This is a genomic window from Uliginosibacterium gangwonense DSM 18521, assembly GCF_000373965.1.
GTDB lineage: Bacteria > Pseudomonadota > Gammaproteobacteria > Burkholderiales > Rhodocyclaceae > Uliginosibacterium > Uliginosibacterium gangwonense.
The window spans coordinates 139,909-163,331 of sequence record NZ_KB892865.1 but is presented as its reverse complement, the minus strand read 5'-3'; the positions used below and the strand labels follow the sequence as shown (position 1 = coordinate 163,331).

At 58.6% G+C, this 23,423-nt stretch carries 26 protein-coding genes; 10 read left to right on the top strand and 16 right to left on the bottom strand.

Annotated elements, in window-relative coordinates:
• Positions 1–49: 49 nt before the first annotated feature.
• On the bottom strand, positions 50–1,357 hold the full coding sequence (gene bioA / locus B145_RS0119625; RefSeq protein WP_018609657.1) for an adenosylmethionine--8-amino-7-oxononanoate transaminase: 1,308 nt from the start codon (positions 1,355–1,357) through the stop codon (positions 50–52).
• Positions 1,358–1,724: 367 nt separating this feature from the next.
• On the opposite strand from bioA, the gene B145_RS0119620 reads away from it, so the two are divergent.
• The gene (locus B145_RS0119620) at positions 1,725–3,611 is read left to right on the top strand and encodes a glycoside hydrolase family 3 protein (RefSeq protein WP_018609656.1); all 1,887 of its coding nucleotides are present in this window, start codon (positions 1,725–1,727) and stop codon (positions 3,609–3,611) included.
• Here the strand turns inward: B145_RS0119620 and B145_RS0119615 are convergent.
• Positions 3,593–4,549, bottom strand: coding sequence for a helix-turn-helix domain-containing protein (locus tag B145_RS0119615; protein ID WP_018609655.1), 957 nt, complete (start codon positions 4,547–4,549; stop codon positions 3,593–3,595). The genes B145_RS0119620 and B145_RS0119615 overlap by 19 nt on opposite strands.
• A 115-nt stretch (positions 4,550–4,664) precedes the next feature.
• Here B145_RS0119615 and B145_RS0119610 point away from each other — a divergent pair, with 115 nt between their 5' ends.
• The gene (locus tag B145_RS0119610; RefSeq protein ID WP_033407717.1) at positions 4,665–5,309 is read left to right on the top strand and encodes an HAD-IA family hydrolase; all 645 of its coding nucleotides are present in this window, start codon (positions 4,665–4,667) and stop codon (positions 5,307–5,309) included.
• Positions 5,310–5,327: 18 nt separating this feature from the next.
• The gene (locus B145_RS0119605; protein WP_018609653.1) at positions 5,328–5,600 is read left to right on the top strand and encodes a SemiSWEET transporter; all 273 of its coding nucleotides are present in this window, start codon (positions 5,328–5,330) and stop codon (positions 5,598–5,600) included.
• A gap of 25 nt (positions 5,601–5,625) precedes the next feature.
• Here B145_RS0119605 and B145_RS0119600 read toward each other — a convergent pair whose 3' ends face one another.
• The 10 genes from B145_RS0119600 to nifE all read right to left on the bottom strand — a co-directional run bounded on the left by B145_RS0119600 (position 5,626) and on the right by nifE (position 13,047).
• On the bottom strand, positions 5,626–6,666 hold the full coding sequence (locus B145_RS0119600; RefSeq protein WP_018609652.1) for an oxidoreductase: 1,041 nt from the start codon (positions 6,664–6,666) through the stop codon (positions 5,626–5,628).
• A gap of 85 nt (positions 6,667–6,751) precedes the next feature.
• The gene (locus B145_RS0119595) at positions 6,752–7,765 is read right to left on the bottom strand and encodes an alpha/beta hydrolase (protein ID WP_018609651.1); all 1,014 of its coding nucleotides are present in this window, start codon (positions 7,763–7,765) and stop codon (positions 6,752–6,754) included.
• Between the two features lie 86 nt (positions 7,766–7,851).
• Positions 7,852–8,190 (bottom strand): hypothetical protein, encoded by a 339-nt coding sequence (locus tag B145_RS0119590; RefSeq protein WP_157288530.1) that lies wholly within the window; start codon positions 8,188–8,190, stop codon positions 7,852–7,854.
• Positions 8,191–8,340: 150 nt separating this feature from the next.
• Complete coding sequence (gene fdxB, locus B145_RS0119585; RefSeq protein WP_018609649.1) at positions 8,341–8,640, bottom strand: ferredoxin III, nif-specific; 300 nt, start codon at positions 8,638–8,640, stop codon at positions 8,341–8,343.
• 35 nt (positions 8,641–8,675) lie between these two features.
• Positions 8,676–8,912: a CCE_0567 family metalloprotein gene (locus B145_RS0119580; RefSeq protein ID WP_018609648.1), complete on the bottom strand. Its 237-nt coding sequence runs from the start codon at positions 8,910–8,912 to the stop codon at positions 8,676–8,678.
• A gap of 7 nt (positions 8,913–8,919) precedes the next feature.
• Positions 8,920–9,369 carry a NifX-associated nitrogen fixation protein gene (locus B145_RS0119575; RefSeq protein ID WP_018609647.1) on the bottom strand — a complete coding sequence of 150 codons (450 nt, stop codon included), beginning with the start codon at positions 9,367–9,369 and terminating at the stop codon, positions 8,920–8,922.
• Positions 9,366–9,815 (bottom strand): SoxR reducing system RseC family protein, encoded by a 450-nt coding sequence (locus B145_RS0119570; RefSeq protein WP_018609646.1) that lies wholly within the window; start codon positions 9,813–9,815, stop codon positions 9,366–9,368. Before B145_RS0119570 ends, B145_RS0119575 begins: the two co-directional genes overlap by 4 nt.
• A complete protein-coding gene (locus B145_RS0119565; RefSeq protein WP_211209880.1) occupies positions 9,812–10,219 on the bottom strand; it encodes a NifB/NifX family molybdenum-iron cluster-binding protein in 408 nt (135 codons plus the stop codon). Before B145_RS0119565 ends, B145_RS0119570 begins: the two co-directional genes overlap by 4 nt.
• Positions 10,220–10,241: 22 nt before the next feature.
• Positions 10,242–11,648 (bottom strand): nitrogenase iron-molybdenum cofactor biosynthesis protein NifN, encoded by a 1,407-nt coding sequence (gene nifN, locus B145_RS0119560; RefSeq protein ID WP_018609644.1) that lies wholly within the window; start codon positions 11,646–11,648, stop codon positions 10,242–10,244.
• Position 11,649: 1 nt separating this feature from the next.
• Entirely contained in the window at positions 11,650–13,047 is a 1,398-nt protein-coding gene (gene nifE / locus B145_RS0119555) for a nitrogenase iron-molybdenum cofactor biosynthesis protein NifE (RefSeq protein ID WP_018609643.1), read from the bottom strand.
• A gap of 269 nt (positions 13,048–13,316) precedes the next feature.
• On the opposite strand from nifE, the gene B145_RS27765 reads away from it, so the two are divergent.
• The 3 genes from B145_RS27765 to B145_RS26385 all read left to right on the top strand — a co-directional run bounded on the left by B145_RS27765 (position 13,317) and on the right by B145_RS26385 (position 15,195).
• Positions 13,317–13,853: a nitrogen fixation protein NifQ gene (locus B145_RS27765; protein WP_018609642.1), complete on the top strand. Its 537-nt coding sequence runs from the start codon at positions 13,317–13,319 to the stop codon at positions 13,851–13,853.
• Positions 13,854–13,869: 16 nt separating this feature from the next.
• On the top strand, positions 13,870–14,703 hold the full coding sequence (gene modD / locus B145_RS0119545; protein ID WP_018609641.1) for a ModD protein: 834 nt from the start codon (positions 13,870–13,872) through the stop codon (positions 14,701–14,703).
• A gap of 90 nt (positions 14,704–14,793) precedes the next feature.
• Positions 14,794–15,195 (top strand): hypothetical protein, encoded by a 402-nt coding sequence (locus B145_RS26385; RefSeq protein ID WP_051082629.1) that lies wholly within the window; start codon positions 14,794–14,796, stop codon positions 15,193–15,195.
• Between the two features lie 146 nt (positions 15,196–15,341).
• Here B145_RS26385 and B145_RS0119535 read toward each other — a convergent pair whose 3' ends face one another.
• On the bottom strand, positions 15,342–15,770 hold the full coding sequence (locus B145_RS0119535) for a TOBE domain-containing protein (protein WP_018609639.1): 429 nt from the start codon (positions 15,768–15,770) through the stop codon (positions 15,342–15,344).
• A 182-nt stretch (positions 15,771–15,952) separates the two neighbouring features.
• On the opposite strand from B145_RS0119535, the gene B145_RS0119530 reads away from it, so the two are divergent.
• Genes B145_RS0119530 through modC form a run of 4 tightly spaced genes read left to right on the top strand, consistent with a single transcriptional unit; the run spans position 15,953 to position 19,335 of the window.
• Positions 15,953–16,765, top strand: a complete 813-nt coding sequence (locus B145_RS0119530; protein WP_026259309.1) for a TOBE domain-containing protein — start codon at positions 15,953–15,955, stop codon at positions 16,763–16,765.
• Between the two features lie 42 nt (positions 16,766–16,807).
• Positions 16,808–17,551 carry a molybdate ABC transporter substrate-binding protein gene (modA, locus tag B145_RS0119525; protein WP_018609637.1) on the top strand — a complete coding sequence of 248 codons (744 nt, stop codon included), beginning with the start codon at positions 16,808–16,810 and terminating at the stop codon, positions 17,549–17,551.
• Positions 17,552–17,559: 8 nt separating this feature from the next.
• On the top strand, positions 17,560–18,240 hold the full coding sequence (modB, locus tag B145_RS0119520; protein ID WP_018609636.1) for a molybdate ABC transporter permease subunit: 681 nt from the start codon (positions 17,560–17,562) through the stop codon (positions 18,238–18,240).
• A 9-nt stretch (positions 18,241–18,249) separates the two neighbouring features.
• On the top strand, positions 18,250–19,335 hold the full coding sequence (gene modC, locus B145_RS0119515; protein ID WP_018609635.1) for a molybdenum ABC transporter ATP-binding protein: 1,086 nt from the start codon (positions 18,250–18,252) through the stop codon (positions 19,333–19,335).
• A 66-nt stretch (positions 19,336–19,401) separates the two neighbouring features.
• Here the strand turns inward: modC and B145_RS0119510 are convergent, their stop codons facing one another.
• The 3 genes from B145_RS0119510 to B145_RS0119500 all read right to left on the bottom strand — a co-directional run bounded on the left by B145_RS0119510 (position 19,402) and on the right by B145_RS0119500 (position 23,359).
• The gene (locus tag B145_RS0119510) at positions 19,402–20,667 is read right to left on the bottom strand and encodes a J domain-containing protein (protein ID WP_018609634.1); all 1,266 of its coding nucleotides are present in this window, start codon (positions 20,665–20,667) and stop codon (positions 19,402–19,404) included.
• Between the two features lies 1 nt (position 20,668).
• Positions 20,669–21,943, bottom strand: coding sequence for an ankyrin repeat domain-containing protein (locus B145_RS27760; RefSeq protein ID WP_018609633.1), 1,275 nt, complete (start codon positions 21,941–21,943; stop codon positions 20,669–20,671).
• A 138-nt stretch (positions 21,944–22,081) separates the two neighbouring features.
• Positions 22,082–23,359: an MgtC/SapB family protein gene (locus B145_RS0119500; protein ID WP_018609632.1), complete on the bottom strand. Its 1,278-nt coding sequence runs from the start codon at positions 23,357–23,359 to the stop codon at positions 22,082–22,084.
• Positions 23,360–23,423: the final 64 nt, after the last annotated feature.

Here is a 23,423-nt window from a genome sequence, read left to right as displayed (position 1 = left end):
GCAAATAAAAAAGAGGCCAAACGGCCTCTTTTTTATTGGGCTGTTCTGCTTATGACAAAGCCTTCGACAAGGCTTGCAGTGTTTGCACACCTAAATATTGGCATTGCTTCTGCGTGAGTACATACGGCGGCATCCAGTAGATCGTGTTGCCAATCGGGCGGAGCAAAATGCCTTCGGCAAGTGCGGCCTGATGGAAACGTTGGGCGAAGCCTGGGCTTGCGCCTTCCGCATCGAATGCCAAAATCATGCCTTGTTGGCGCAGGTGGCGCACAGCCGGGTGTTCCGCCAAGAGATCAGCCGCTTGCGCAAGCCAGCTTGCGCGCTCCTTGTTTCGCTCAATCACCTTTCCATCGCGGAAGATTTCCAACGTGGCAAGTGCTGCGGTGCAGGCGAGCGGGTTGCCGGTGTAGGAGTGCGAGTGGAGAAAACCACGAGTCACTTCATCGGCATAAAAAGCCTGATAGACCTGATCGGTTGTCAGCACTAAAGACAGCGGCAGATACCCGCCGGATATGCCTTTGGAGAGACACAGAAAGTCCGGCCAGATGCCTGCGGATTCGCACGCAAAGAAGCTGCCGGTGCGGCCACAGCCGACGGCAATTTCGTCAGCGATCAGGTGAACACCATATTTGTCGCATAGCGCACGGGCTTGGCGCAGGTATTCGGGGTCGTACATCGCCATGCCGGTGGCACATTGCACCAGCGGTTCCACGATCAAGGCAGCGGTTTCCCGGTGATGCTCGGCAAGCCAGCCTTCCAGTGCGGCGGCAGCGCGTAGCGCCACGGCACGGGCGGTTTCACCGGGCTGGGCTTGGCGCGCATCGGGCGAGGGTACTGTAGCGGCGGCACGCACCAGTGGGGCGTAGGATTCGCGGAACAGGGCGATGTCGGTCACTGCCAGCGCCCCCACGGTTTCACCGTGGTAGCTGCCCGCAAGGCTCACAAAGCGGGTCTTTTCCGTTTGCCCGCTGTTGCGCCAGTAGTGCATGCTCATCTTGAGGGCAATCTCGGTGGCGGAGGCACCATCCGAGGCGTAGAAAGCGTGCCCCAGCGCATGCCCGGTGAGTGCGGCCAGTTCTTCAGACAGGCGCACCACCGGCTCATGGGTGAAACCGGCAAGGATGACGTGTTCCAGGCGTTCGAGCTGCTCACGCAGGCGCTGATTGATGTGGGCGTTGCAGTGGCCGAACAGATTCACCCACCATGAACTCACGGCATCCAGATAGCGGCTGCCATCTTCTGCGTAAAGCCAGGGGCCTTCACCTCGCACAATCGGGATTAGGGGCAGGGTTTCGTGCTGCTTCATCTGGGTGCAAGGATGCCAGACAGCGGCGAGGGAACGTTCAAGCAAGGTCATGGAGTGGAAATGCGTGGGAATAGCCAAGGGGTGAGTCTATCCCGATGGGCGTACAAAGCAAAATCTGAATTTGGTAGCCCCTTTTTGTATATGCCATTCGAGTTGCCGCGAGTTTGATGATGGAGGTAGGTCGTAGTATTCCCTTGGCACCCGTGATTTTATTAATAGACATCTACAGGCTCGCCTGATTGATCTTGTGGAAGCACGTATTCGGCCATCAGGTCCGGCCAGCATGGTTTGGAGACCCGCATAGCGATAAGGGAATGCCCGTAATGCCATCGCTTGAGGCTTGACCTCCCCCCATGGGATAGGTGCATCATGGTAACGTTTTCAGAAACGTTCCACGATTGATTCATAGGGGGATCTGATGCGTTTGCCGAAGCTGCTTTCTGTGTTGTGTCTGTTCGTCTGTTCACCGGCGCTTCTCGCCGATGTGCTTCCTTACCAAAACCCTGCATTGCCGGTCGCAAAGCGCGTGCAGGATTTGTTGGCGCGCATGAGCCTGGATGAAAAACTGGGCCAGATGCTGATGGGCGGGCGGGATTGGGTGAAGCCTGATCAGGTGCGCCAACTCAATATGGGCACGCTGCTGTCCGGCGGGGGGAGTGTGCCGTCACCCAATACGGTGGATGGTTGGGTGAAAATGATGAAGGGATACCAGGAAGCGGCCCATGCCACCCGTTTAGGTATCCCCGTGTTGTATGGAATTGATTCAGTTCATGGCTTCCAGTTGTTGCCCACGGCGACGATTTTTCCGCAGCAAGTGGGGCTTGGCGCCGCGCGTGATGAGGATTTGATGCGCCGGATCGGCCAGATTACCGCGCGCGAGATGAGTGCTGCAGGGGTTTATTGGAACTTCGCGCCCGTGGTTGCCGTGGTGGATGATATTCGCTGGGGGCGCGCCTATGAGGCTTTGGGCGAGGATACCAAGCTGACGACACGTCTTGCCACGGCCTATAGCAAAGGTTTCCAGTCGGGGCTGGAGGTGTTTGGGCAAGGGGCTCCGCATCCGATTGTGACCGCCAAGCACTATCTGGGGGATGGCGGTGTGGCCTATCAATCGGCCAAAATGCCTACGCCAACGGGGCAGGCGCCAATCATGGACCGTGGGGACACCCGTGGTGATGAAGCTGCGCTGCTGGCGCGTTTCCTGCCTCCCTACAAGGCGCAGATTGATGCGGGTGCCCGTAGCGTGATGCCGTCTTTCAGTAGCTGGAATGGGGTCAAAATGCATGCCAATGGCAAATTGCTGACGGATGTGCTGCGCAAGCAATTGGGATTTAATGGTTTGGTGGTGACGGATTGGGAGGCGCTGCAATACCTGCCCGCCAATGGTTTTGGTGAGCAATTGGCACTGGCCACCAATGCGGGGGTAGATGTGTTCATGGAGCCTTCCAAGACGGCTGAAGTGCTGCGCCTGATGCGCCAGAACGTGGAGCAGAACAAAGTTTCCCAAGCGCGAATCAATGAAGCGGTTGCCAACATCCTGCGGGTGAAGTTTGAAATGGGGCTGTTTGAGCATGACGGCCCGATTGCCGAAGCCAAGGCGCTGGTGGGAAGCCCGGAACACCGTGCGGTAGCGCGCGAGGCAGTTCGCAAATCATTGGTGTTGCTTAAGAATGGAGGTGCTTTGCCGCTTAAACGCGATCAGCATATCATTGTGGCTGGGCGGCATGCCAATGACTTGGGTTTGCAGTCTGGCGGCTGGACTTTGGAATGGCAGGGTTTTGCCGGTAATAACAGCCGCCTGCCCGGCGCAACCACGATCGTGGATGGCATCAGGCAAGTTGCGGGGCCGAGTGCCAAGGTGGATTACCGCGAGGAGGGGGATTTCAGCAAGAGTGCGGTCAGTGCCAAAGCTCCGGCGGATGTTGCCCTGGTCTTCGTGGGTGAGCCACCCTATGCAGAATGGTTGGGCGACCGCATGGCGGAGGGGCTCATGTTGAGCGCGGCAGACCTGCGCCAGATCGCTACGTTGCGGCCTCTTGCCCGTAAGTTGGTGCTGGTGTTGGTGAGTGGGCGCCCGCTGATTCTTGGTGATGCGCTGGCGCAAAGCGACGCGGTGGTGGCAGCATGGCTACCGGGCAGCGAGGGTGAAGGCGTGGCGGATGTGCTGTTTGGTGATGCGCCATTCGTGGGCAAATTGCCGTATGCATGGCCACGCGATGCAGCGGGTTTTTTGCCCGCCTCGGCACCTGTTGAGGCACGTAAGGCGAGTTTGCTTTTTGAGGTGGGCTACGGTCTGAGCAACTGAATCCGCTGCTCGTCTGATACATCCGGCGCTTGCAGCGGGTGACCGTCTTGTGTGCGGAAGCCCTCTGTTGGCGGCATGTCTTCCTTATCCATTTGGCGTAGATGATGCCGCTGGCGGAATTGCGCCGGAGACATGCCGCGCTGCATCTTGAACTGGCGGTAGAAGTGGCTCGGGTTGGGGAAGCCCGCTTCCTCTGCCACCAGTTGGATGGGCAGATCACCTGCAATCAACAGGTTACAGGCATGGCTGATGCGCAGGTGAATCAGGAGTTCCGTTACACTCAGATTCAAATGCTGCCGGAATAGCCTTTTGAGTGTGGCTTCGCTGGTGTTGGCGGTTTGTGCGACTTGGATAAGATTGAGGGGCTGGCGATAATTCTCCTGGATGAAGCGCAAGGCGATTTCCAGGCGTTTGTCATTGCTCTCCGATACCCCCCGTTTGCCCAGATGACGGGCCTCCAGGTCGCGCGGCAAGGCATCGAAAATCTCCATCAGGCAACTCAGGCGTGCCAGATCACGGCATTGGCGCAGGCGCTCAAATGCGGGGAGTAGCTGCCGGATACAGTCCTGGCTGAATACAACCCCTTGGCGGATGCCATTGAGCCAGGAGAGAAACCCTGTCAGCTCTGGCAGTGGGCCGATTGCTAGGGACTCCAGCCATTCCCGCGTAAAAAATACCACCTGGATATGCTGGATGCGGCCATCCTCACGCGGGGTGGTGTCCCAGGTGTGGGCCTGATTGGAGGCCACCAAGGCCAGATCGAGTTCGCCAAAGGCCGAAACATCGCTGCCGATGTAGCGCAGGCCATTGCCATCCAGGGTCAGCGTGAGTTCAAACTCCGGGTGATAGTGCCAAAAGAAGGTGGAGCGCTCGGAGAGCAGGTCTACGTGGTGCCAGTTCTGGCCAAAAGTTCTACCAACAATCTCCCGTGTGAGCATGATGCAAAAGCCAAGAAGTCTTAAGTTGAGCTAATAGTAGACAAAATTGCGCTCTGGCGCAAAGAAAGTGGACTGAAGTGGGCTTATCGTACAGATAGAGGATTTTTGGAAGCGAATGATGCAGGTGATTGTGGCGAGTGCGATTCTGTTTGATATGGATGGAACCCTGGTGGATTCCAATCTGTGTGTCACGCTGGCTTGGCAGGCGTGGTGCGCGGATACGGGGGCTGATCTTGATGAGGTGATGCGGATCTGCCACGGAACACCAAGTCGCTCCACGATCTCGAAAGTCGCTCCGCATCTGGATCTAGAGTACGAAATCGCTCGTCTGGAGGATTTTGTGCGTAACGTGGATGGCGGGCAGAAACCCATGCCGGGTGCAGCAGAGATTCTGGCGAGCTTGCCACCGGATCGCTGGGCCTTGGTGACTTCGGCCGTGGAGGAGACTGCACGTTTCCGCTTTGTGCATTGCCATCTGCCGTATCCGCGTGTCGCCATTACCGCGCAGCCTGGGCGTCCCGGCAAGCCGGCGCCAGACCCTTTTCTGGCCGGGGCGGCGGCTTTGGGGATGGCGCCCGCCGAATGCGTGGTATTCGAGGATTCCGAAGCGGGTGTGCAAAGTGCGTTGGCGGCAGGGTGTAGGGTGGTTGTGGTGGGCAATGGCCCGGCACTACGCCCAGGCGTGCTCGCACGTATTCAGGATTTTGCGTGCGTGCGGGTTGACATGCAGGATCGGCTGAAAATAGCGATTCATTTGTAGCTTTTCAGGAATTTTTTCGTGGATACAATCAACATTCTGGGGCTGGTCGCAGGCACTTGCACCACGGTGGCCTTTATTCCGCAGGTTCTTCAGGTATGGCGCACCCGCTCGGCGCAGGATATTTCGATTGGCATGTACAGCGTTTTTATCGTCGGGGTTGCCCTGTGGCTGGTCTACGGCCTGGTGGTCAATTCCATGCCGGTGGTGGTGTCCAACCTTGTCACCCTGCTGCTTGCCAGCGCTGTACTGGGGATGAAAATGTGGTTCGAAAACAGACAAAAGAACGCTTGATGCGCTCTTTTGTCTGATCGCATGTTTATGCGAAGGGTATTTCTCTGCGTTCGCGTATGCTGGCAATGCCCGCTTCAATCAGGCGCATCACCTGAATGGCATCTTCCGCTGGAACCGGGTTGGGGGTGCCGCTCTGGATTGCGTCCCTGATGGCTGTGTAATAGGCAGGGTAATTGCCCAGTTCGCAGTACTCTTCGCGTGATGTGCGTTCGCCCTGTGCCCAGACGGTGATTTCCGCCTTCAACGGATCATGTCCCCAGTTAGCTGCGGGGGGACGGGCGCCTGCTTTGAGCGCATCTTCCTGCGTGTCCAGGCCATACTTGATGAAGCTGCCCTGCGTGCCATGTACCGCAAACCGTGGTCCGAGGCGCGGAACCAGGGCGCTGGCGTGCAGAATTACACGGCGCTCGCCGTAGCGCAGCAGGGCGTGAAACCAATCATCGGCTTGCGCGCCGGTACGCTGGATGGCGGTATCCACCGAGATGGCCTCAGGCATGCCAAATAGTTGGATGGTTTGATCCAGCAGATGCGCGCCCAGGTCGTACCACAAGCCAGAACCCGGCAGTGCCTGTTCGCGCCAGCGTTGGCGGACTTCCGGCCGATAGCGGTCGAAGTGCGATTCAAAATGCATAATCTCACCCAGTTCGCCGCTGGCGATGAGCTTACGCAGGGTGAGGAAATCAGCGTCCCAACGTCGATTGTGGAACACCGATAGCAGCTTGCCACAACGCTTGGCGACGGCGCACAACTCTTCGGCCTCTGCCAAGGTGATGGTGAAGGGTTTGTCCACCACCACATGCTTGCCTGCTTCCAATGCGGCGCGAGCCAAGGGTGCATGGGTTGTGTTGGGGGTGGGGATGACGACCAGGTCGATATCCGCTCGCGCAAACAAAGCCTCTGACGAAGACTCAGCTTCCACTTGTGGCCAATCCTTGTGTACTTTTGTGGTGTCACTGCTGGAGATGGCAGTTAGCGCCAAGCCGGGGACGGCTGCAATCAAGGGGGCGTGGAAAGTGCTTGTGGCAAAGCCGTAACCGACGATACCGACTCTTAGGGGTGTGGACATGAGGGGGCTTTCCGATTGTGTACGGGAGATGCCTGATATTACACCCTGGCCTCAAGTGTTGCCGCTGCGCCCACGGATTGGCTGCTTATTGTGCGGTGACTTCCCACAAAGGCCAACGAGGGGCCGCGTCCTGATACACCTGGGTGAGAAGCGTGCGGAAAGCGCTGACGCGGCTCGCGTCAATGGGGTGCAGGATGCCCTGTGCCTGCAATACGGCCAATAGCTTGACCGGCGCTGTCTTTTTGTCGCCCACAATCTCCACATGCCCGGCCTTGACTTCGAGCCGGTGGGTAAGAGGGCCGGTTTCTATGACATTGTTGTGCTGTTCGGTCAGGCTGAAAATGTCATCGCTTTCCACACAGCGGCCATTCTTTTCCTGGCGGCAACTGTCTTTTTCGTCGGTGTCAATCTTCAGATAATTCTGTACCTGCGGTGACAATTCTCCGGGAGTGCGGATGAAATCGGAATACTCAGTGATGTCTGCCCATTTTGCCCCAGTGGCAATACGGCAGGATGCGGTGATCAAGCCCAGCGTGAGGGGCTTGAGCCAAGGGTTGCCGCAAGGTTTGGCCGCTGCAATGCCACCGAAAGGGCCAGAGATGGTGACCAGATGTAGTCTGCTCGCCGGGACTGCACCGGAGATGCGGGTGGTGAGCGATTTACGTGCAACCAGTGCTCCCTGGCTGTGACCAATCAGATTAATCTGTGGGACGTGGCTTTGTTCGGCAAGCTCATTGAGCGCGTAACGCAATTGGCTGGCACTGTCAGTCAGCGCCGCACGGTCGTCGTAGGTGAAGCAGGCACTCTGCTGCCCCTGAAAGGCGAGAACCTGTGCCAGCCCACGAAATTGACCCGATGAGCCGAAACAACCATGCACCAGAACACTGACTGTTTGGGCACTGTTCAGATGCAGACTGCGATCTGGGTTATCGGTACAAGGGCCAAGGCCGGGGATGTTGAGCGTGACATCTGGCGTGGGGAGTGTGCCGGGATCTATCTGGTAATAGCTGGCACTTGGCGGTTCGATGCTGGCGCATGCACTCAGCAGGAGTGTGCAAGCCATCATACTGGCAGTGGCAGACAGGGAATTTGCTCGCATGAATAAGCTCTTGCTCAGGGCCGAGGCTTTCAGTGTACGCCATTTGCTGCAACCCGAACAAATTCCATGCTCCTTGGCTGATTGAATTACCCAATCATGTGTTCGTAGGCCAGACGCAAGACGGCCAATTCAGCGGGCGCAATACCCGTGGTATCAGTGATGGAAATCCACTGCGCATGAATCTGTTTGGCAATATCCCAAGGTAAGTCAATGCTGTTGAAACTCGCAAGCAAAATTGTAATCGGGGCATGCGTTGGGCTATGTGCTTCGGCATGGAATTCAGGCTCCACCGCCAGCATGTGAGTGGGAAGCTTGAGCAGACCCGCCAGATGGGCGGTCCAGGCGGCTGGGTGGATGCGGACGGGGGAGGGGGTATTCCTTGGGTAGATGCTTGCGTCTTCCGGCAAGAGGGTTGGCATCAACATGCCATGTGCAAATCGCAAGAATTGCAGTCGCGCACTCGTTTTCTGTTTATGGCATAGCAGGATGCGTGGTGTCTCTGGGGCTGTGTCGAGCTTGGGCATGTTCGAACGGAGCCGGTCTGGCAACCGGCTCTGAAGTAGCCATTTGCGTGATTATGCGCCCAGTGCCATCGGGGAGTGGGTAAAACAGCCCTTTGGGCAGACACGTCCACAGGCCCCACAGCCGGTGCAGTCCATGGCATTGGCCAGCGACATTTTGGAAGAGATGCTTTCGCTGTCGTCGTCATCGTCTTCCATGATTTCGTCTTCGCTGCGGTCGATGAGTTCGAGTACATCCCGCGTGCATACCTTGTAGCAGCGGCCACAGCCGATGCACTTTTTGTCATCAATGGAGATGGCAAATTCTGGTGTCCAGGACGAGCCTCCTCGGGTGATTGCGGTGATAGGGTCCATATTGGGTGCTCCTTGTGTAAAAGATAAGGGGTGGGTCAAAGACGGTGAGGTGTTGGGGAGCAAGCCTGCTCTTGCTGCGCGAGGATCAGCCTCTTCTGGGCTTCTTCCCACGCACGGCAGGCATCGAAAGTGGACTGGCTGATGCCAGGCAGATCAAGGTAGGCGGCAGGTAGGCGGTCTTCCACCAGATCGTGGAGTTGCCCGGCCCATTCGGCTGCGATGCGCCGCAGGCGGCGCACCTCCTTGTCCAGTTCTTTCAGGGTGTCGTCCATGATCGCATTACAGCTCGGCAACTTCGGAATAGCGCCCAACCAGTTCAATGGCGAGTGCCAGCTGTTTGTCAGCCTCGGTTTTCATTTTCGAGAAACTCTCGAAGCCGAAGCGGTGAACGTCGCGCAGGGTGCGATCCAGCGCGACGAGCTTGCCCACGGTGATGATGACGCGGCCAAAGCCTTCATGCGACAGATGTACCAGCGGTACGGCCATGGAGCCGCATTCCTTTTCTATGAGTATGGCGATGGAATTATAAAAGGCTTTGACGCGTGAGAGCGTGCGCTCATCCGGGTCGCCAACGATGGGGATGGCTGCCTTGCGCGCCTTGTCCAGCACAAAGGGGGCAAGCAGCTCATCGGCTTGCTTACCGTCATACATGCCATAGGTATCCAGTGCGCGCATCTGGCGCAACATTTCCTTCATGAAATCGGTGGACATCAGGGGGTCGGTGGTCATGACAAATGGCTCTGTTGATGGGTTGAAGGAATTTGGCTGGCACAGCTGTTAACAACTGGGAATTGTTGGGTGTGGCGCAACAGTTTGCTCAGGCACCAAGCCGCCGCTACACCGATGCACAACCCGAGTGCGGCGCCGACAATGGCAAACAGATCCGCGTCCTTGGCGCTCAGGCTGTCTCCCAGCCATGCCCCGGCAATCAGGCTCAGGGCCGGGAGCAGGTAGGCGAGAAGTGCAGAGAGGTTGACTGTGCTTTCTTCCATGCCAAGCGTGATGGCGTCTCCCGTATGCATACCGGGTTCGAGGGGTAGTGTGACACGTGCAGGGTCTGTGCCATGGCAGCTCTGTCTGCTGCCACAATGGCCGCAGGCAGAAGGCGTGTCGACCTTGACTTCGATGCGATCAGCATGGATGGCGATGATTTTTCCGCTGCGTTCGAGCATCATTCCTGCCATCCTTCTTCGGCCATGCGGTCGAAACGGCTCTCGTCAGCATTGCGGTGGATGATCTTGTCGATCCAGGCGACGCCGCCATTGCGAATACTGTCGCGCAGTGAGTGCAGGATAGGCTCGATGGATTCCGTATCAGCCAACCGCATCGGCTGAATGCCTGCCGCGAGGAGCTGGCGTACCGCAGAGCCGCCCACGGCGAGGCAGTAGACCGCCGCACAACCGGTCAGCGCGGCGATTTTTTCAGCGAGCTTGTTCTCATTGCCATCCATGGATTCAGGTGCGAACTCCAGCACGCCCGACAAGCGGGTGCGCTCAGCATCAATGCTGTAGAGCACAAAGCCCTCCGCTGCGCCAAAGTGTTGGTCGACATGCATACGATCACGGCTGGCGAAAGCCACGCGCAATGTCCCCGGTTCAGGGTCAGTGGCCGACCACGCCAGCGACACGCGACGATGCGGGGCGGTTGTCTTCGTGGTCGCGGGGGCCGCCTGACCAGAAGACGGAACGGTAGGCAGGGATGTCATGGTGTTGCTCCAAGACGAGATTGGCAATGTCAAACAGGGCTTGGCGCGATGCGCGATAGCCCACCCAGGGGCGGGCGAAGCCTCCCACCCTGTCATATAACGGAAAGCCCGCACGTAGCAGTGGCAGGCCGAAGCGCTCTGCACTTTGGGCTAGATGTGAGCTACCGACCAGCAATTGAACGTCATTTTTAATCACGGCATGTTCAAGGTCTTGCAGATCACCGATCTGCACCGCCTCGCACGGCAATTGTTTGAGCGCTTCACTCATGATGGGGGATACCGCCGCCGCAATTTCACAGCCCATTCCGGTGAATAGCGCACTCATGCCAGCAAGCAGATCGGGCTCTGCGGCGAGCCCCACACGCAAGAAACCCGTCATGAAGTGGCTGTCGACCATCGCATCCTGCAATTGGGCGCGGTGGCGTTCAACCCGTAGCGGCACGGCACGTGCGGAGATCGTTGCCAGGGTCTGCGTAAAATTGTCGCAGGCATCCAGCCCCATCAGGTGGTCGAAGCGGTAATCGGGCACGCCGGTGCGGCGTTGCAGTGCATCGGCGGCGCGATGAAGTGATGCACCGATGACCAGGGTGGCGATTGATTCGCCCATCGCGGCAATTTCTTCGCGCGAGGTGCCGCCCAATGTCAATGAGGTATGCTCGGCTTCTACAAGGTGGCCGTCGAGCGAATCTCCTATATCTGGAAGCAGCACGGCACGCAGGCCGAAATCCTCACACCACTCGCGGATGGCTTCCATGTCACCCGGGGTGAGCGAAGCGTTCGTGAGCACATTGACTTGGCGACGACGGCGGCCAACATGCTGGGAGATGGGGACCAGATGTTCAATCATGGCCTCAAGCGCCAGGGCAAAACCACTTTCCAGGCTGCCGGTGAAATCCGGCGTATTGACCGGAATGACGGAGACATGATTGTGTTGTGGGTACTTGGCCCGGAATTCGCGCACCAGGCGGAAGATATCTGTTCCCTGTGTCTCGGACAGACCCGTGGTAGGGAGCCCGATGACCTCCGGTTTGCTTTTTTCGCAGATCGTGCGCAAGCCTTCCACGACGTTCTCATCCGAACTCATGACGGTGGCAATCTGGTCCATCGCCGTGGTTTGCAGCGGAATCGGCTCACGGAAGTGGCGCACGAAGAATACTTTGCCAAAAGCGGTGCAACCCTGCGAGCCATGCATCATCGGAATCGAGCGGCGCAAGCCAAGGAAGGCCAGGGAGGCGCCCAAGGTGGAACTCGCCTTGAGCGGATTGACCGAGAGTGGTTTGCTGCGTTTGATGATCTGTGCCATATCAAGCCTCCACCGCAATGCCAATCAGATTGCTCTGCGCCCACGGGGCGGGTTTGCGTACGGCTTGCCAGACCGGGTTCTCGATGCTCAGTGCAAGCTGCCGCGCCAGTTCCAGCATGCCGCGATAGCCTGCGTAGCCAAACTCGCGTTCCTGATTGATGTCCAGGAAGGGGATGCGGGCCTTGAGCGCGGTATACAGGTTGCGTCCGCCCGCGATCAGGATGTCTGCGCGTAGGTCCTTGTAGGCGCCCAACAGTGCTTTGGGACTACCGTCGTCGATCATGATAGCGTCATCGCCCATCAGGTCACGGATGCGCGCCTTGTCTTCTGCGGTGGATTTCTTGGTGCCAGTGGCGACCACCTCCATGCCCAGGTCTTGCAGCGCCGAGACGATGGACCAGGACTTTACTCCGCCGGTATAGAGCAGGACGCGCCGCCCTTTGAGGCGTTCCCGCCAGGGCTGAAGTGCTGCGTTGATGGCGGCTTCCTCGCGAGCGATGAGCGCTTCGGTGCGGTTGGCAAGGTCCGTGTCATTGAGCAGGCGGGCAAATTCGCGCAGGGCCTGGGAAGTATCAGCAACGCCATAAAAGCTGCCTTCAAAGAATGGGACGCCCCAGCGTTCCTTGAGCTTGCGGGCAACATTCAATAATGCTTTGGCACACACCACCATGCTGGCTTCGGCACGGTGCATGGTCTGGATTTCATGATAGCGTGCGTCACCGGAAAGGCTCGCCAGCACACGCAGCCCAAGTTCATCGAACAATGGCGCGACATGCCAGAATTCGCCTGCGATGTTGTATTCACCTATCAGGCTGATGTCATGCGTCCGGATGCCGGGGAGGGCGCATGCCGGTTCCGGCTCACGGGTGCCGATCACGTGGCGCAGCATGGTTTCGCCTGCAATCCGGTTGCCCATATTCTTGGTGCCATAGAACCCGGCACAGTCGACGGGCACCACCGGCACCCCCCAGCGAGCCTGTGCGGCTTGGCAAACGGCTTCCAGATCATCGCCAATCACGGCGGTTACGCATGTGGCATAAACAAACACCGCTGCAGGGGTGTGTTCGTCAATGGCTTGCTTGATGGCATGAAACAGGCGTTTTTCGCCCCGGCCCATGATCACGTCCTGTTCGGTCAGGTCCGTGGTCATTCCGATGCGGTACAATTGCGGCCCGGAAGAGCGTGTGCCGCGATTATCCCAGGAACTGCCTGAGCAGCCGATGGGGCCGTGCACGATATGGGCCACATCCGCGATGGGCAGCAGGGCAATCTGGGCGCCATCAAAGGTGCAGCCCCCTGCGGTCGCGCCGGGCTTGGGGCGGGCACAGCCTGATTTCTCCCCTTTGTTGTGGGTGCAGGCGGGTTCGTTTTGCAAGGCTGCGATGTCGGAGGCTTTCACGGCAGAGTCCCCATTGTGATCTCACTTTGCCTGTATCAAGAGCCATGCCGGATTTAAGTTGTTGATTTGAATGGATGGGGCGGTGCTGTGTCTGTGGGGTTTGCGACAACGGCGCCGCGTATTGTGTTATTTGGCATCAAAGCTCCACCTATCAATGAAGCAGATGTTCCCGTGTTTCCCCCCTGTTGCTACAGGCTTTTTGAGGGGAGAGACTCCAGACGAGCGTGATTGGGTGCATTCCTTGCATAGCGGATGGTGGAGGTAAGCCCATGAATGCACCTGATACTTCGTTGTTACGCTTGAGCGCGGCCACCATGCCCCTGGAGCAACTGGTTCTGAGTTGCGTGCTGACCGAGGGGCAGCGCATTGGTGCTCAGCCCCTGTTACGTGGTGTGGATGTTGCCGACTATGCGTATTTGGCAGGGCTATGCGGTACGGGTTTTGATCTGGCGCCGATGCAAAGCCTTGCTGCAGAGCCTTTTGACGAGTTCGATGAACTCTTTGAATTGCTATGGGAATATGCTGAACCGCAGGATGCCATGGGGCGCTGGTTGGCTTGTGCCATCTCAACCGCCGCGCAGCGCAATAACCACCTTTGGCAAGACATGGGCTTGCCTTCGCGCCGGGAACTATCGGCGATCCTGAATTTGCGTTTCCCCCGGCTGGCGGCGCAGAATGTGAATGATATGAAGTGGAAGAAGTTCTTCTATCGCCAGCTCTGCCAACGCAGTGGAATCTCGATCTGCAAGTCGCCAAGCTGTGCGGATTGTTGCGATTACGCCATTTGTTTTGGTCCGGAGCATTGATTTGAAACTATGCTGTTTGAGTGATTCAGCTTTGCTGGCCATACTGGCTGAAGATGTACCACATGGAGATTTGACCACCACTGGCATGGGGATCGGCAGTCGACCTGCACGGCTGACGATGACGGCAAGGCAGGCGATGTGTCTGTGTGGCAGCGAGGAGGCTGCGCGCCTGATTGAGTTGTGCGGAGGCCACGTCTTGACTTGCCTTGCTTCGGGTGAGCGCGTCTCGGCGCAAGCTGAGGTCTTGCGGGCACAAGGCGATGCCGCCGGGTTACACCGTGCCTGGAAGACTGTGCAGACTTTGATGGAGTATCTGTCTGGCATGGCTTCCTGTGCGGCCGATATTCTGCATGACTTGCACGAGGCAGGTTTCGATCTGCCCCTGGCGTGCACGCGCAAGAATCTGCCCGGCACACGGACCTTGGCGATCAAGGCTGTGCATGCAGGTGGGGCGATTGCACATCGGCTGGGATTGTCGGAAACCTTGCTGCTGTTCCCCGAACATCGTGCGTTTGTCGACAAAGCCGACATGCCCGCACTGCTCGCGCAACTGCATCGGCAGAATCCTGAAAAGAAGCTGGTGGCGGAAGTCGAAAATCTGGCAGAGGCCTTGTGGTTGGCTGAATGTGGGGCGGATGTATTGCAACTGGAACGCTTCAGCCCCGAAGCCCTGCAAGCGTGCCACCAAGCCCTGCGGGCCAAAGGATTGGCCCCTTTGCTGGCGCCTGCCGGCGGGGTGACGCGCAGCAATGCCCTGGCCTATGCGCGGGCGGGGGCTGATTTCCTGGTGAGTTCCGCCCCTTATTTTGCGCCACCCCGCGACGTGAAGGTGCACTTGGTGCCTGCCTGAGAACGCCTGCCAGCGCGATTGGCATGTTATTCGCTATATACTGACTAACATATCGAAAGCCGTGATTGACTGGGGAGCGAGGTGGCGAACATGTGGGATGCATGTGGACAAACGGGCGGCAGGGTTGAGCGAACCCCGTGCCGCCACTGGAACAAGAAGCCCGCCTGGCGGGCTTTGCTGCCCAAGGATTGGGCGCATCAGGTGGTTGAGCCGATCAGCTTTGAGCATTTCCGGGATTACGAAATCGTCTCTGAGCGTGTTCTGGGCTATGAGTACGAGGATTGCCCCTGCTATTGCGAGCATTACTTTGTGCTGACTGATCTGCGTTCCGATGATGACGAAGCCTACTACCTTGCCCCCAGTTATTGGGAGCATCTGGTGGCTTGGCGTTTGATTGATGGGCGCTGGCTGATCCACCGGCGGATTTCATGTAGTGATGATTGCCAGCAGCATCAGGCGTTTTTCTCTTTTGCAGATCAGATGCCACGTTGATATGGCAGGGGCTCCACGCCGTCTATTTTTATGGCATATTGTTTGTGTTTTATTTGCCTAGGGGCACGGGTTCCGGCTGAGCGTATGCACCATTACTGTGCCATACCGCGCCCAGAGGGTGGGGCGCCGTATGGCTGTTTGCCAGCTTAGGCCTTGATGCCGATGATCACTGAGGATGCCTTGATCACGGCAGTGGCGACGGAACCTTCCTTGAGGCCAAGTTCGTCGGTGGCCTCACGGGTGACACTGGCAAAAATCTCGGCGCCGCCAGGAAGTGCAATGATCACCTCTGCACTGACCGGGCCGGGGACCAGCTTTTTGACCTTGCCGCTCAGGCAGTTACGCGCGGAGAGTTTGACGCCGCTGCCATCGGTCATGACCATCACATTCGAGGCCTTGATCAGTGCGATGACTTCCTTGCCAACGGCCAGCCCCAGCGACTGTGCGCTGCCCTGGGTGATGGTGGCGATGAGTTTGTCGCCGCCTTGGGTGATGATTTCGACTTCGGCACTGACCGGGCCGACATTCAAGGCACTGATCTTGCCTTCGAAGGTGTTGCGTGCGCTGATTTTCATTTGGGGTCGCTTTCCTGGTGATTGAAGAAGGGATCAAACGGCGGTATGACCAATGTAATAGAACAGTACAAGATGTTTCAACCACAGCGCCAAATCGAAAAAACAGTGAAAAAGACATTCCGCTTATAAAAGCGCTGTGTAAGAATATAGATAACGCGGGTCTGTATAACAAGAAAGCCGGTATGAAATCAAACAGGATGATTGGGCGTTTTGGCGTGGATCTGGAGGCGGGCAGCTTTTTGGGCGATACCCGCATTCGTCTGCTGGAGGCGATTGAGCGCTGTGGTTCGATCTCCCAGGCGGCCAAGGAGGTGCCCCTTTCTTACAAGGCCGCGTGGGATGCCGTGGATGCGATGAACAACCTTGCTGATCAGGCGCTTGTGGAGCGCGCAGTGGGGGGCCGCCACGGTGGCGGTACCGTGCTGACTGATTATGGGCGCCAGGTGGTCAAGGTGTATCGCGCAATGGAGGCTGAATATCAGTTGGCGCTGGACCGGGTAGCGGCAAGTCTGGGCCAGGCGGGAGACGATGATCCGCAATCCCTGCGCCGCCTGATGCGTAGCGTGGGGGTGACGACAAGCGCGCGCAACCAGTTTGTGGGCCCGGTGACGAGTCTGCGCGCGGGCGATGTGACCTATGAAGTGGGCATTCGTTTTGACGGCCAGAATGAAATCGTGGCCCATGTCTCGCGTGAAGGGGCCGAACAGATGCGCCTGAATATCGGGCGTGAATTGCACGCCTGGGTCAATTCTTCTGCCGTGATCCTGTCGACTGATGAGGGCATGCGTCTGTCTGCCCGCAACCAGTTGTGGGGTGAGGTGGTGCGCATCCACGAAGGGCCGGTGGCGGTGGATGTGGTGCTGAGCCTGCCTGCCGGGCGCACCGTCAGCGCGATTATCACCCGCGATGCGCTCAAGGAGCTTGGCTTGCGCGAAGGCTACCGGGCCTGTGCGATTTTCAAAGCTTCCAGCGTGATGCTTTCGGCATTTGATTGAACGGGCGATTGGGCTCACTCTTTGACCAGAAAGGAATTTGTGATGAAAAAACTGCTTTCCCTGTTGGTTTTTGCGTGCTTGGCCAGCCCTGTGCTGGCGGACGAAGTGAAGATTGCCGTGGCGGCCAACTTCACCGCGCCGATCCAGAAGATTGCGGCTGATTTTGAAAAGGATACGGGCAACAAGGTATTGATCTCCACCGGTGCAACCGGTGCTTTCTATGCCCAGATCAAGAATGGGGCGCCTTTTGAAGTGTTTCTTGCTGCCGATGATGAAACCCCGGCCAAGCTGGAGAACGAAGGCGCAGGCGTAAAGGGGAGCCGCTATACCTATGCAATTGGCAAACTGGTGCTGTGGAGCGCCAAACCAGGTTTTGTGGATGCCAAGGGGGATGTGCTGAAAAAGGGCGGATTTGAACACCTCTCGCTGGCCAACCCCAAGACCGCGCCCTATGGTGCAGCCGGGGTCGAAGTGCTCAAGAAGCTGGGGTTGTTTGATAGCCTGCATGGCAAGATCGTACAAGGTGAGAACATCTCCCAGGCGCAACAGTTCGTCGCCAGTGGGAATGCCGAGTTGGGCTTTGTGGCGCTTTCCCAGGTGTGGAAAGACGGCGCCTTGACTTCGGGCTCCGCCTGGATTGTTCCAGCCAGCGAGTACACGCCGATCCGCCAGGACGCCATTCTGCTGAGCAACGGGGCAGGCAAACCGGCCGCCGAGGCGCTGCTCAAGTACCTGAAGGGCGACAAGGCCCGTGCGGTGATCAAGTCCTACGGGTATGAGTTCTGAGTAGGGTAATGATGCTTGATCCGCAGGATTGGTCAGCCCTTTGGCTGACCGTGCGCCTTGCTACCACGGTGACGGTGTTGTTGCTGATTGTGGGCACCCCCATCGCATGGTGGTTGGCATATACCCGCTCACGCTTGCGTGGAGTGGTCAGTGCGCTGGTTTCCATGCCATTGGTGTTGCCGCCTACGGTGCTGGGTTTTTATCTGCTGCTGCTGATGGGGCCGCATGGTCCCGTCGGGGCGCTGACTCAGGCGCTGGGGCTGGGAATGCTGCCCTTTACCTTTACCGGGCTGGTAGTGGCCTCTACCTTCTATTCGCTGCCCTTCGTGGTGCAACCGGTGCAGAACGCCATTGAGGCAATTGGTCGTCGGCCACTGGAAGTGGCCGCTACGCTACGGGCTTCTCCCTGGGATCGGTTCTGGTCGGTTGTGGTGCCGCTCGCGCGCCCTGGTTTTTTGACCGGGGCGATCCTGGGGTTTGCGCATACAGTGGGTGAGTTTGGCGTGGTGTTGATGATCGGCGGTAATATCCCGGATAGAACGCGGGTGGTGTCAGTGCAGATATTCGATCACGTCGAGGCGCTGGAATACACTCAGGCCCATTGGCTGGCAGGGGGAATGGTGGCGTTTGCGTTCTTCGTTCTGTTGGCGCTGTACACCTTGAACCCCCAGGGTTCGTTCAGAAAGTAAGAGACTGTGATGGGTGATGAGCCAATCGTCCTGCGCCTGGCGCATCAGTATGCAGGTTTCGATCTGGATGTCGAACTGAGCTTGCCCGGCAAAGGGGTCAGCGTATTGTTTGGGCATTCCGGCTCAGGCAAGACAACGCTGCTGCGTTGTGTGGCGGGCCTGGAGCGGGCGACAAACGCATACCTGCGGGTACAGGGGGAGGTGTGGCAGAACACAGCACAAGGGGTTTTCCTGCCGACCTGGAAACGCGCCATCGGCTACGTCTTTCAGGAAGCGAGCCTGTTTCCGCACCTGAATGTGCATGGCAATCTGACTTTCGGGATGCGCCGCGCAGGCGGGCGGATCAATGAGGATGAGGTTCAGGCCGCATCACGGCAACTAGGGATCAACCACCTGCTCACCCGCAAGCCTGAGGGGCTGTCTGGTGGGGAGCGGCAGCGTGTGGCGATTGCCCGGGCCTTGCTGACCAGGCCGCGCCTGCTGCTGATGGATGAGCCGCTTTCGGCGCTGGACCATGCGCGCAAGCAGGAGATACTGCCCTACCTGGAACGCCTGCATGACGAGCTGGAGATTCCCATGTTGTATGTCACGCACCAGATCGAAGAGGCGGCGCGACTGGCCGATCAACTGGTACTGCTGGAACATGGCAGAGTTTTGGCCAGTGGCCCTCTGGATGAGACCCTGGCACGCCTTGATCTGCCCTTGGCGCGTGATCATGAGGCCAGCGTGGTCATATCGGCAGAGGTGGTCGGGCATGACGAGCGCTGGCACCTCACCCGCCTACGGTTTGGAGGCGGGGACATTTTTGTTTCTCGACGCAACTTCACGCAGGGCAAACGATTGAGGGTGCGCATTCTCGCCCGCGACGTTTCCATCGCCTTGAACAGTGATCATGCCTCCAGCATTCAAAATCGTTTTGCTTGTCGCGTGATGGAGATCGGGGAGACAGAAGACCCGGCACAATGCATGGTCTCCTTGCAGGCAGGTGGTACAACGCTATTGGCACGCATCACCCGGCGTTCTGCTGATCAGCTCGTCCTGACCGTGGGGCAGGATGTATGGGCGCAGGTTAAGGCAGTGGCCCTCCTGGAGTAGTTTCATTTCTAAGTTTCGATATTTAAAAACGGAACACCCAAAGCCATGCCTTTGGGTGTGACGGCTTCAGTTTCCGATCAGGGTGGCGATGAAACGCGCCATCTTTTGCAGGCGGATTTCGTCGAAGCGTGAGTTTTCTTCATCCCGCGTCATGAATAGGTTGATGCCCATTTCATAACCCAGGCTGGCGTACTGGGCCAGATCGGCCTGCCAACGTTCGCGCTGTATCTCATCCAGCTCCGGCAAGTGGAACCAGAGGATGGTGTTGCCCGAGCCATCGTGCAGGGTGAAGTCTGGCACCCGCAAGTGGCGCACGCTGGCCCCGTCAAGGGCTTGGCGATACTCGTAGCCCAGGCGCATGGCGTAGAGTTGCTCTGCGATATATCGCAGGGCAGGGCGATGAATTTCGTGCGAATCGTCCTCTTCCGCGCTTTCTTCGGTGGGCTCGGGCTTTGGCTGCGCACTGTCTTTTGGCTGGGGCGCCGCTTCTTCGACTGGAGGGCGGCGCGACTGGCGCGCAGAGGGCACCGGCTCATCCGTGGTGTTGGCGGCGGTGGCAGCTGTCTTGCGGATGCGATCCAGGCGCAACTGGGCTTCGCTAATCTGGCGCTCCACGCCACGGGCGAGTTCGGAGAGTTTATCGGTGCCTTTGGCCTCGGCTTCTAGTACGATCTTTTGCAGGCGATACAGCTCGGACTCCCGCAGCGTAATGGTTGCCGCCTCAATCTCCCGGATTTGCTCGCGCATGCGAGCAATGGTGCGGATGGTGCGGATGAGCCGTGTAGCGGCATCTTCCTCACCTGTTTCCGCCCGCATCTGGTATTCCTCAATCAAGGATTCGATCACCAGCCCGTTGTTATTGCGATAGGCGGCATTGATGCGCGCCATGATGTCGTCGCGCAGGTTGCGGTCTTCGTCGTCATCGGCGCGATCAGGGTGGACCAGTCGGGCGGCTTGGCGGTACAGGCGCTTGAGGTCTTCACTGGTGGTGAATTCCTCGCTGTTGCCATCGTCCTCTGCTTCGTGTAGTGCTTCGGCACTGGCTTTGGCCTGGGCACCGGCAACGCGAGCGGCTTGCTGGCGGATCGGGTTACGCGGGGCACTACGGGCCAGCTCACGGGCAATTTCGGCACGCAGTTCATCCAGGCGCGCATACAGCGGCCCCACGCGGCGCCAATAGCGCAGCTTGAAGGCCGACAATTCGTTTTGCAGTGTTGCGTACTCGGTCTGGACTTCAGCGTAGCGCTCTTCCACAACTTCGAGTTGGCGCAGTTTTTCCTCAAGCTCCAGGGCTTCGGGGGCGGGGCGGTCACTACTGAGCCACTTGAACAATTCACTTCTCCATCTGCTTGCGATCACCGGGCAGCGCCCGATAGACGCGGGCCAGGTGCACACGATTTTCTGCGCCGAGCACTTCCGCAAGCCAGTCACTGAGTACCAGCAGACCACGGCTATTGACCGGGCACTCGGTGAGCAGATTTTCCAGGAACGGGGTCATCTCCACATAGTGGCGACGCTGCCAGGTGATGGTCTGACCATCCATTCCACTGAAGACTTCTTCGGTAAAGTCCCGCTTTATGGCCGTGTTCAGCAAGGCCACTATTGGCGCGTCGTCATTGCGGCGTGCCATGTCTAGCGCAGTGGCGCGGCTGTTGCTCTCAACCAGGGTTGGGTTGGCACCATAACACAAGAGCATCGCCACTGTATGGGTGTGGCCATTGAGTACGGCGTAATGCAGTGGGGTGAGGTCCGTGGTGATCTTGCCCACGGTGGAGGCTTCACGCGCATTGGGGTTGGCGCCGGAGGCCAGCAGCACCTCCACCACATCGGTGTGGCCTCGTGCCGCCGCGTAGAACAGGGGGCTGCGCAGGTCGTCCTTGGCCAGATCACGCTCTGCCCCTGCCTTGATCAGCAGCCAGGCCATGTCGAGCTGGTTGCCGAGTGCGGCGACATGAAGAGGGGTGTTGCCGGTGTAATGTCCCAGTTCGTCGTCAAATGAACTCCAGGTCGCCTGCGCGTTCAAGGGCGCATCGGTCAGGATCAGGCGCCGGGCAAGGCGTTCCATACCCAGCGAGGCGGCGCAGTGCAAGGGGGTGTCACCGTTAATGGGGTCGGCATGCGCAGGGTCTGCGCCCCAGTCCAACAATTCCAGCGCGTTATCTTCGCGGCGATTGCGCGCGGCAATCAGCAGGGGCGTCCAGCCCGGCAAGGGGCCTTCTTCCGGGCTCTGGCTTGTGCCGCACCCCTGTTCCAACAAGGCCCCATGCTCCACCAGTAGCGCAATGCTGTTCGGGCTGCCTTGGCGTGCGGCTATGTGGAGCAGGCTCAGGCCATCTTCCGTATCCGGCAGGAAGTCGATCAGGTTGGGCAGATCGCTCAACAGGCGCCCCAGCTCTTCCATCTCGTCGCGTTCGATCATTGCCACTGCGGCGCTGTAGGCCATTTTCAGGTCGTGCTGACTCAGCGTCAGGGCCGAAGTCGCCAGACTGCGGGTGACAAAGTGCCCCATGTCGCGTATCAGCCAGAGCGCTTGATGCTCGGCCGCAGCCATGGAGTTCAGCGTTGCACGGGCCAGAATCGGAGTGGAGTCCTGATGCTGATCGAACATAAACACAAAACCAAGGGTGAAATTCCAAGATGGGGATGATACCGCCAGTCTGAATCAGTGCGTAGGACAATGCCTTGATTCTGCCCAATCAGGAATCGCCAAATAGCCTTTCTGGCTGGGGGGCGTGATCGGTGTGGCCTAGACCATGAACATACTGCCACCCCCGACCACCAGCAAGACGACTGACGCCGGGATCATGCTGCGCCCCAGCCCCTTGCTGCCCAGCCCGACTGCCAGCGCACACTTGACCACCGTGTTGGCCAACACCGCCGCGACAATAGCCTGAATGGCGATGCTCGACATGCCTGCCGTCTTGCCGAAATCAGACATCGACAAGGTGATGGCATCCACGTCTGTCAAACCCGCCAGCACGCCCACCCATACCACGCTGCTGGCTGAGAACGCCTGCCGGGACACAGCGACGAGCAGAAGCACGACGGCAAAGAGCAGGCCGAACTTACTGGCTGACCACAGGCTGAAGGGGTTGGTCAGGGGGACTTCGTTGACCTCCCCCGGTTGGGTGCGCAGGCCGTGCAGGTAGTAGCCCAAGGCAAAGCCCAGGTTGATCAGCAGCATCAGGCCCAAGGCGGGGAGCGCCTGACGCAGCAGGGTGGGGCTGAGCACCAGCATCATGACGATGATGCGCAGGAACATCACCACCCAGGCGAATAGGATGCCTGCGGCATACGTTGTACCCATTGCCTCATGGCCGCCTTCACGGCTTTCGCGTGCCATCGAGAGGGTTACTGCCGTGGATGAGACCAGCCCGCCACTGAAACCGGTGATGGCGACCCCACGTGCGCTGCCCAGCCAGCGGGTGGCAACGTAGCCGACCAGGGACAATGCCGAGATCAGGATGACCAGCAGCCACAGTTTGTAGGGGTTGAGTGCGTGCCAGGGGTCAATGGGCGCATCTGGCAGCAAGGGCAGCACGATAAAGCTGGCGATTAACAGTTTCAGCCCCGCGTAGATATCGTCCTGCCCCAGTTTGTTGACCGCACCGTGCAACTCACCCTTGAACGCCAGCAGGGTGGTATTGATCACGGCCAAGCTGATGGCGATGGCGGCATGCCCGAACATGACGGCTGCGCCAAGCATGAAGACAGCTACACCTGCAAACTCGGTGGTGAGCCCGACGGAACTCGTGTTGGCCCGCTTTTCCAGCACGTAGGCCACGGCGACCTGAGCGAACAATCCGGCCAGCGCCACGCCGAAGATCAGGGGCATGCTCATCTGGATGGAGAGCCATGCAGAAAGCGCCCCGATTTCGGCAATCAGTATGAAGGTGCGGATGCCTGCAAAGGTTGGAACCTGTTTGAGCGCCTTGCGTTTCTCCCTCTCAATGCCGACCAGGGCGCCGATCAGCAGGGCCATACCAAACTCATGCACCGTCCGCATATCCAGTTCGAAGATCATGCCGCAGCCCTCGTGGTGGGGGAGACTGTCTGCAAGCGCATCTTGCAGCGATGCATGATCTTAC

Excerpts from the sequence above, each read along its gene's own strand:
- modC (WP_018609635.1), top strand. The coding sequence starts at position 18,250 with ATGGGTGATGAGCCAATCGTCCTGCGCCTGGCGCATCAGTATGCAGGT.
- B145_RS0119570 (WP_018609646.1), bottom strand. The coding sequence starts at position 9,815 with ATGATGCTCGAACGCAGCGGAAAAATCATCGCCATCCATGCTGATCGC.
- bioA (WP_018609657.1), bottom strand. The coding sequence starts at position 1,357 with ATGACCTTGCTTGAACGTTCCCTCGCCGCTGTCTGGCATCCTTGCACC.
- B145_RS0119575 (WP_018609647.1), bottom strand. The coding sequence starts at position 9,369 with ATGACCACCGACCCCCTGATGTCCACCGATTTCATGAAGGAAATGTTG.
- B145_RS0119595 (WP_018609651.1), bottom strand. The coding sequence starts at position 7,765 with ATGCGAGCAAATTCCCTGTCTGCCACTGCCAGTATGATGGCTTGCACA.
- B145_RS27765 (WP_018609642.1), top strand. The coding sequence starts at position 13,317 with ATGAATGCACCTGATACTTCGTTGTTACGCTTGAGCGCGGCCACCATG.
- modB (WP_018609636.1), top strand. The coding sequence starts at position 17,560 with ATGATGCTTGATCCGCAGGATTGGTCAGCCCTTTGGCTGACCGTGCGC.
- B145_RS0119615 (WP_018609655.1), bottom strand. The coding sequence starts at position 4,549 with ATGCTCACACGGGAGATTGTTGGTAGAACTTTTGGCCAGAACTGGCAC.
- nifN (WP_018609644.1), bottom strand. The coding sequence starts at position 11,648 with ATGGCACAGATCATCAAACGCAGCAAACCACTCTCGGTCAATCCGCTC.
- B145_RS0119580 (WP_018609648.1), bottom strand. The coding sequence starts at position 8,912 with ATGGACGACACCCTGAAAGAACTGGACAAGGAGGTGCGCCGCCTGCGG.
- B145_RS0119610 (WP_033407717.1), top strand. The coding sequence starts at position 4,665 with ATGATGCAGGTGATTGTGGCGAGTGCGATTCTGTTTGATATGGATGGA.
- B145_RS0119530 (WP_026259309.1), top strand. The coding sequence starts at position 15,953 with ATGAAATCAAACAGGATGATTGGGCGTTTTGGCGTGGATCTGGAGGCG.
- B145_RS26385 (WP_051082629.1), top strand. The coding sequence starts at position 14,794 with ATGTGGGATGCATGTGGACAAACGGGCGGCAGGGTTGAGCGAACCCCG.
- B145_RS27760 (WP_018609633.1), bottom strand. The coding sequence starts at position 21,943 with ATGTTCGATCAGCATCAGGACTCCACTCCGATTCTGGCCCGTGCAACG.
- B145_RS0119590 (WP_157288530.1), bottom strand. The coding sequence starts at position 8,190 with ATGTTGATGCCAACCCTCTTGCCGGAAGACGCAAGCATCTACCCAAGG.
- B145_RS0119500 (WP_018609632.1), bottom strand. The coding sequence starts at position 23,359 with ATGATCTTCGAACTGGATATGCGGACGGTGCATGAGTTTGGTATGGCC.
- fdxB (WP_018609649.1), bottom strand. The coding sequence starts at position 8,640 with ATGGACCCTATCACCGCAATCACCCGAGGAGGCTCGTCCTGGACACCA.
- B145_RS0119535 (WP_018609639.1), bottom strand. The coding sequence starts at position 15,770 with ATGAAAATCAGCGCACGCAACACCTTCGAAGGCAAGATCAGTGCCTTG.
- B145_RS0119620 (WP_018609656.1), top strand. The coding sequence starts at position 1,725 with ATGCGTTTGCCGAAGCTGCTTTCTGTGTTGTGTCTGTTCGTCTGTTCA.
- B145_RS0119600 (WP_018609652.1), bottom strand. The coding sequence starts at position 6,666 with ATGTCCACACCCCTAAGAGTCGGTATCGTCGGTTACGGCTTTGCCACA.
- modA (WP_018609637.1), top strand. The coding sequence starts at position 16,808 with ATGAAAAAACTGCTTTCCCTGTTGGTTTTTGCGTGCTTGGCCAGCCCT.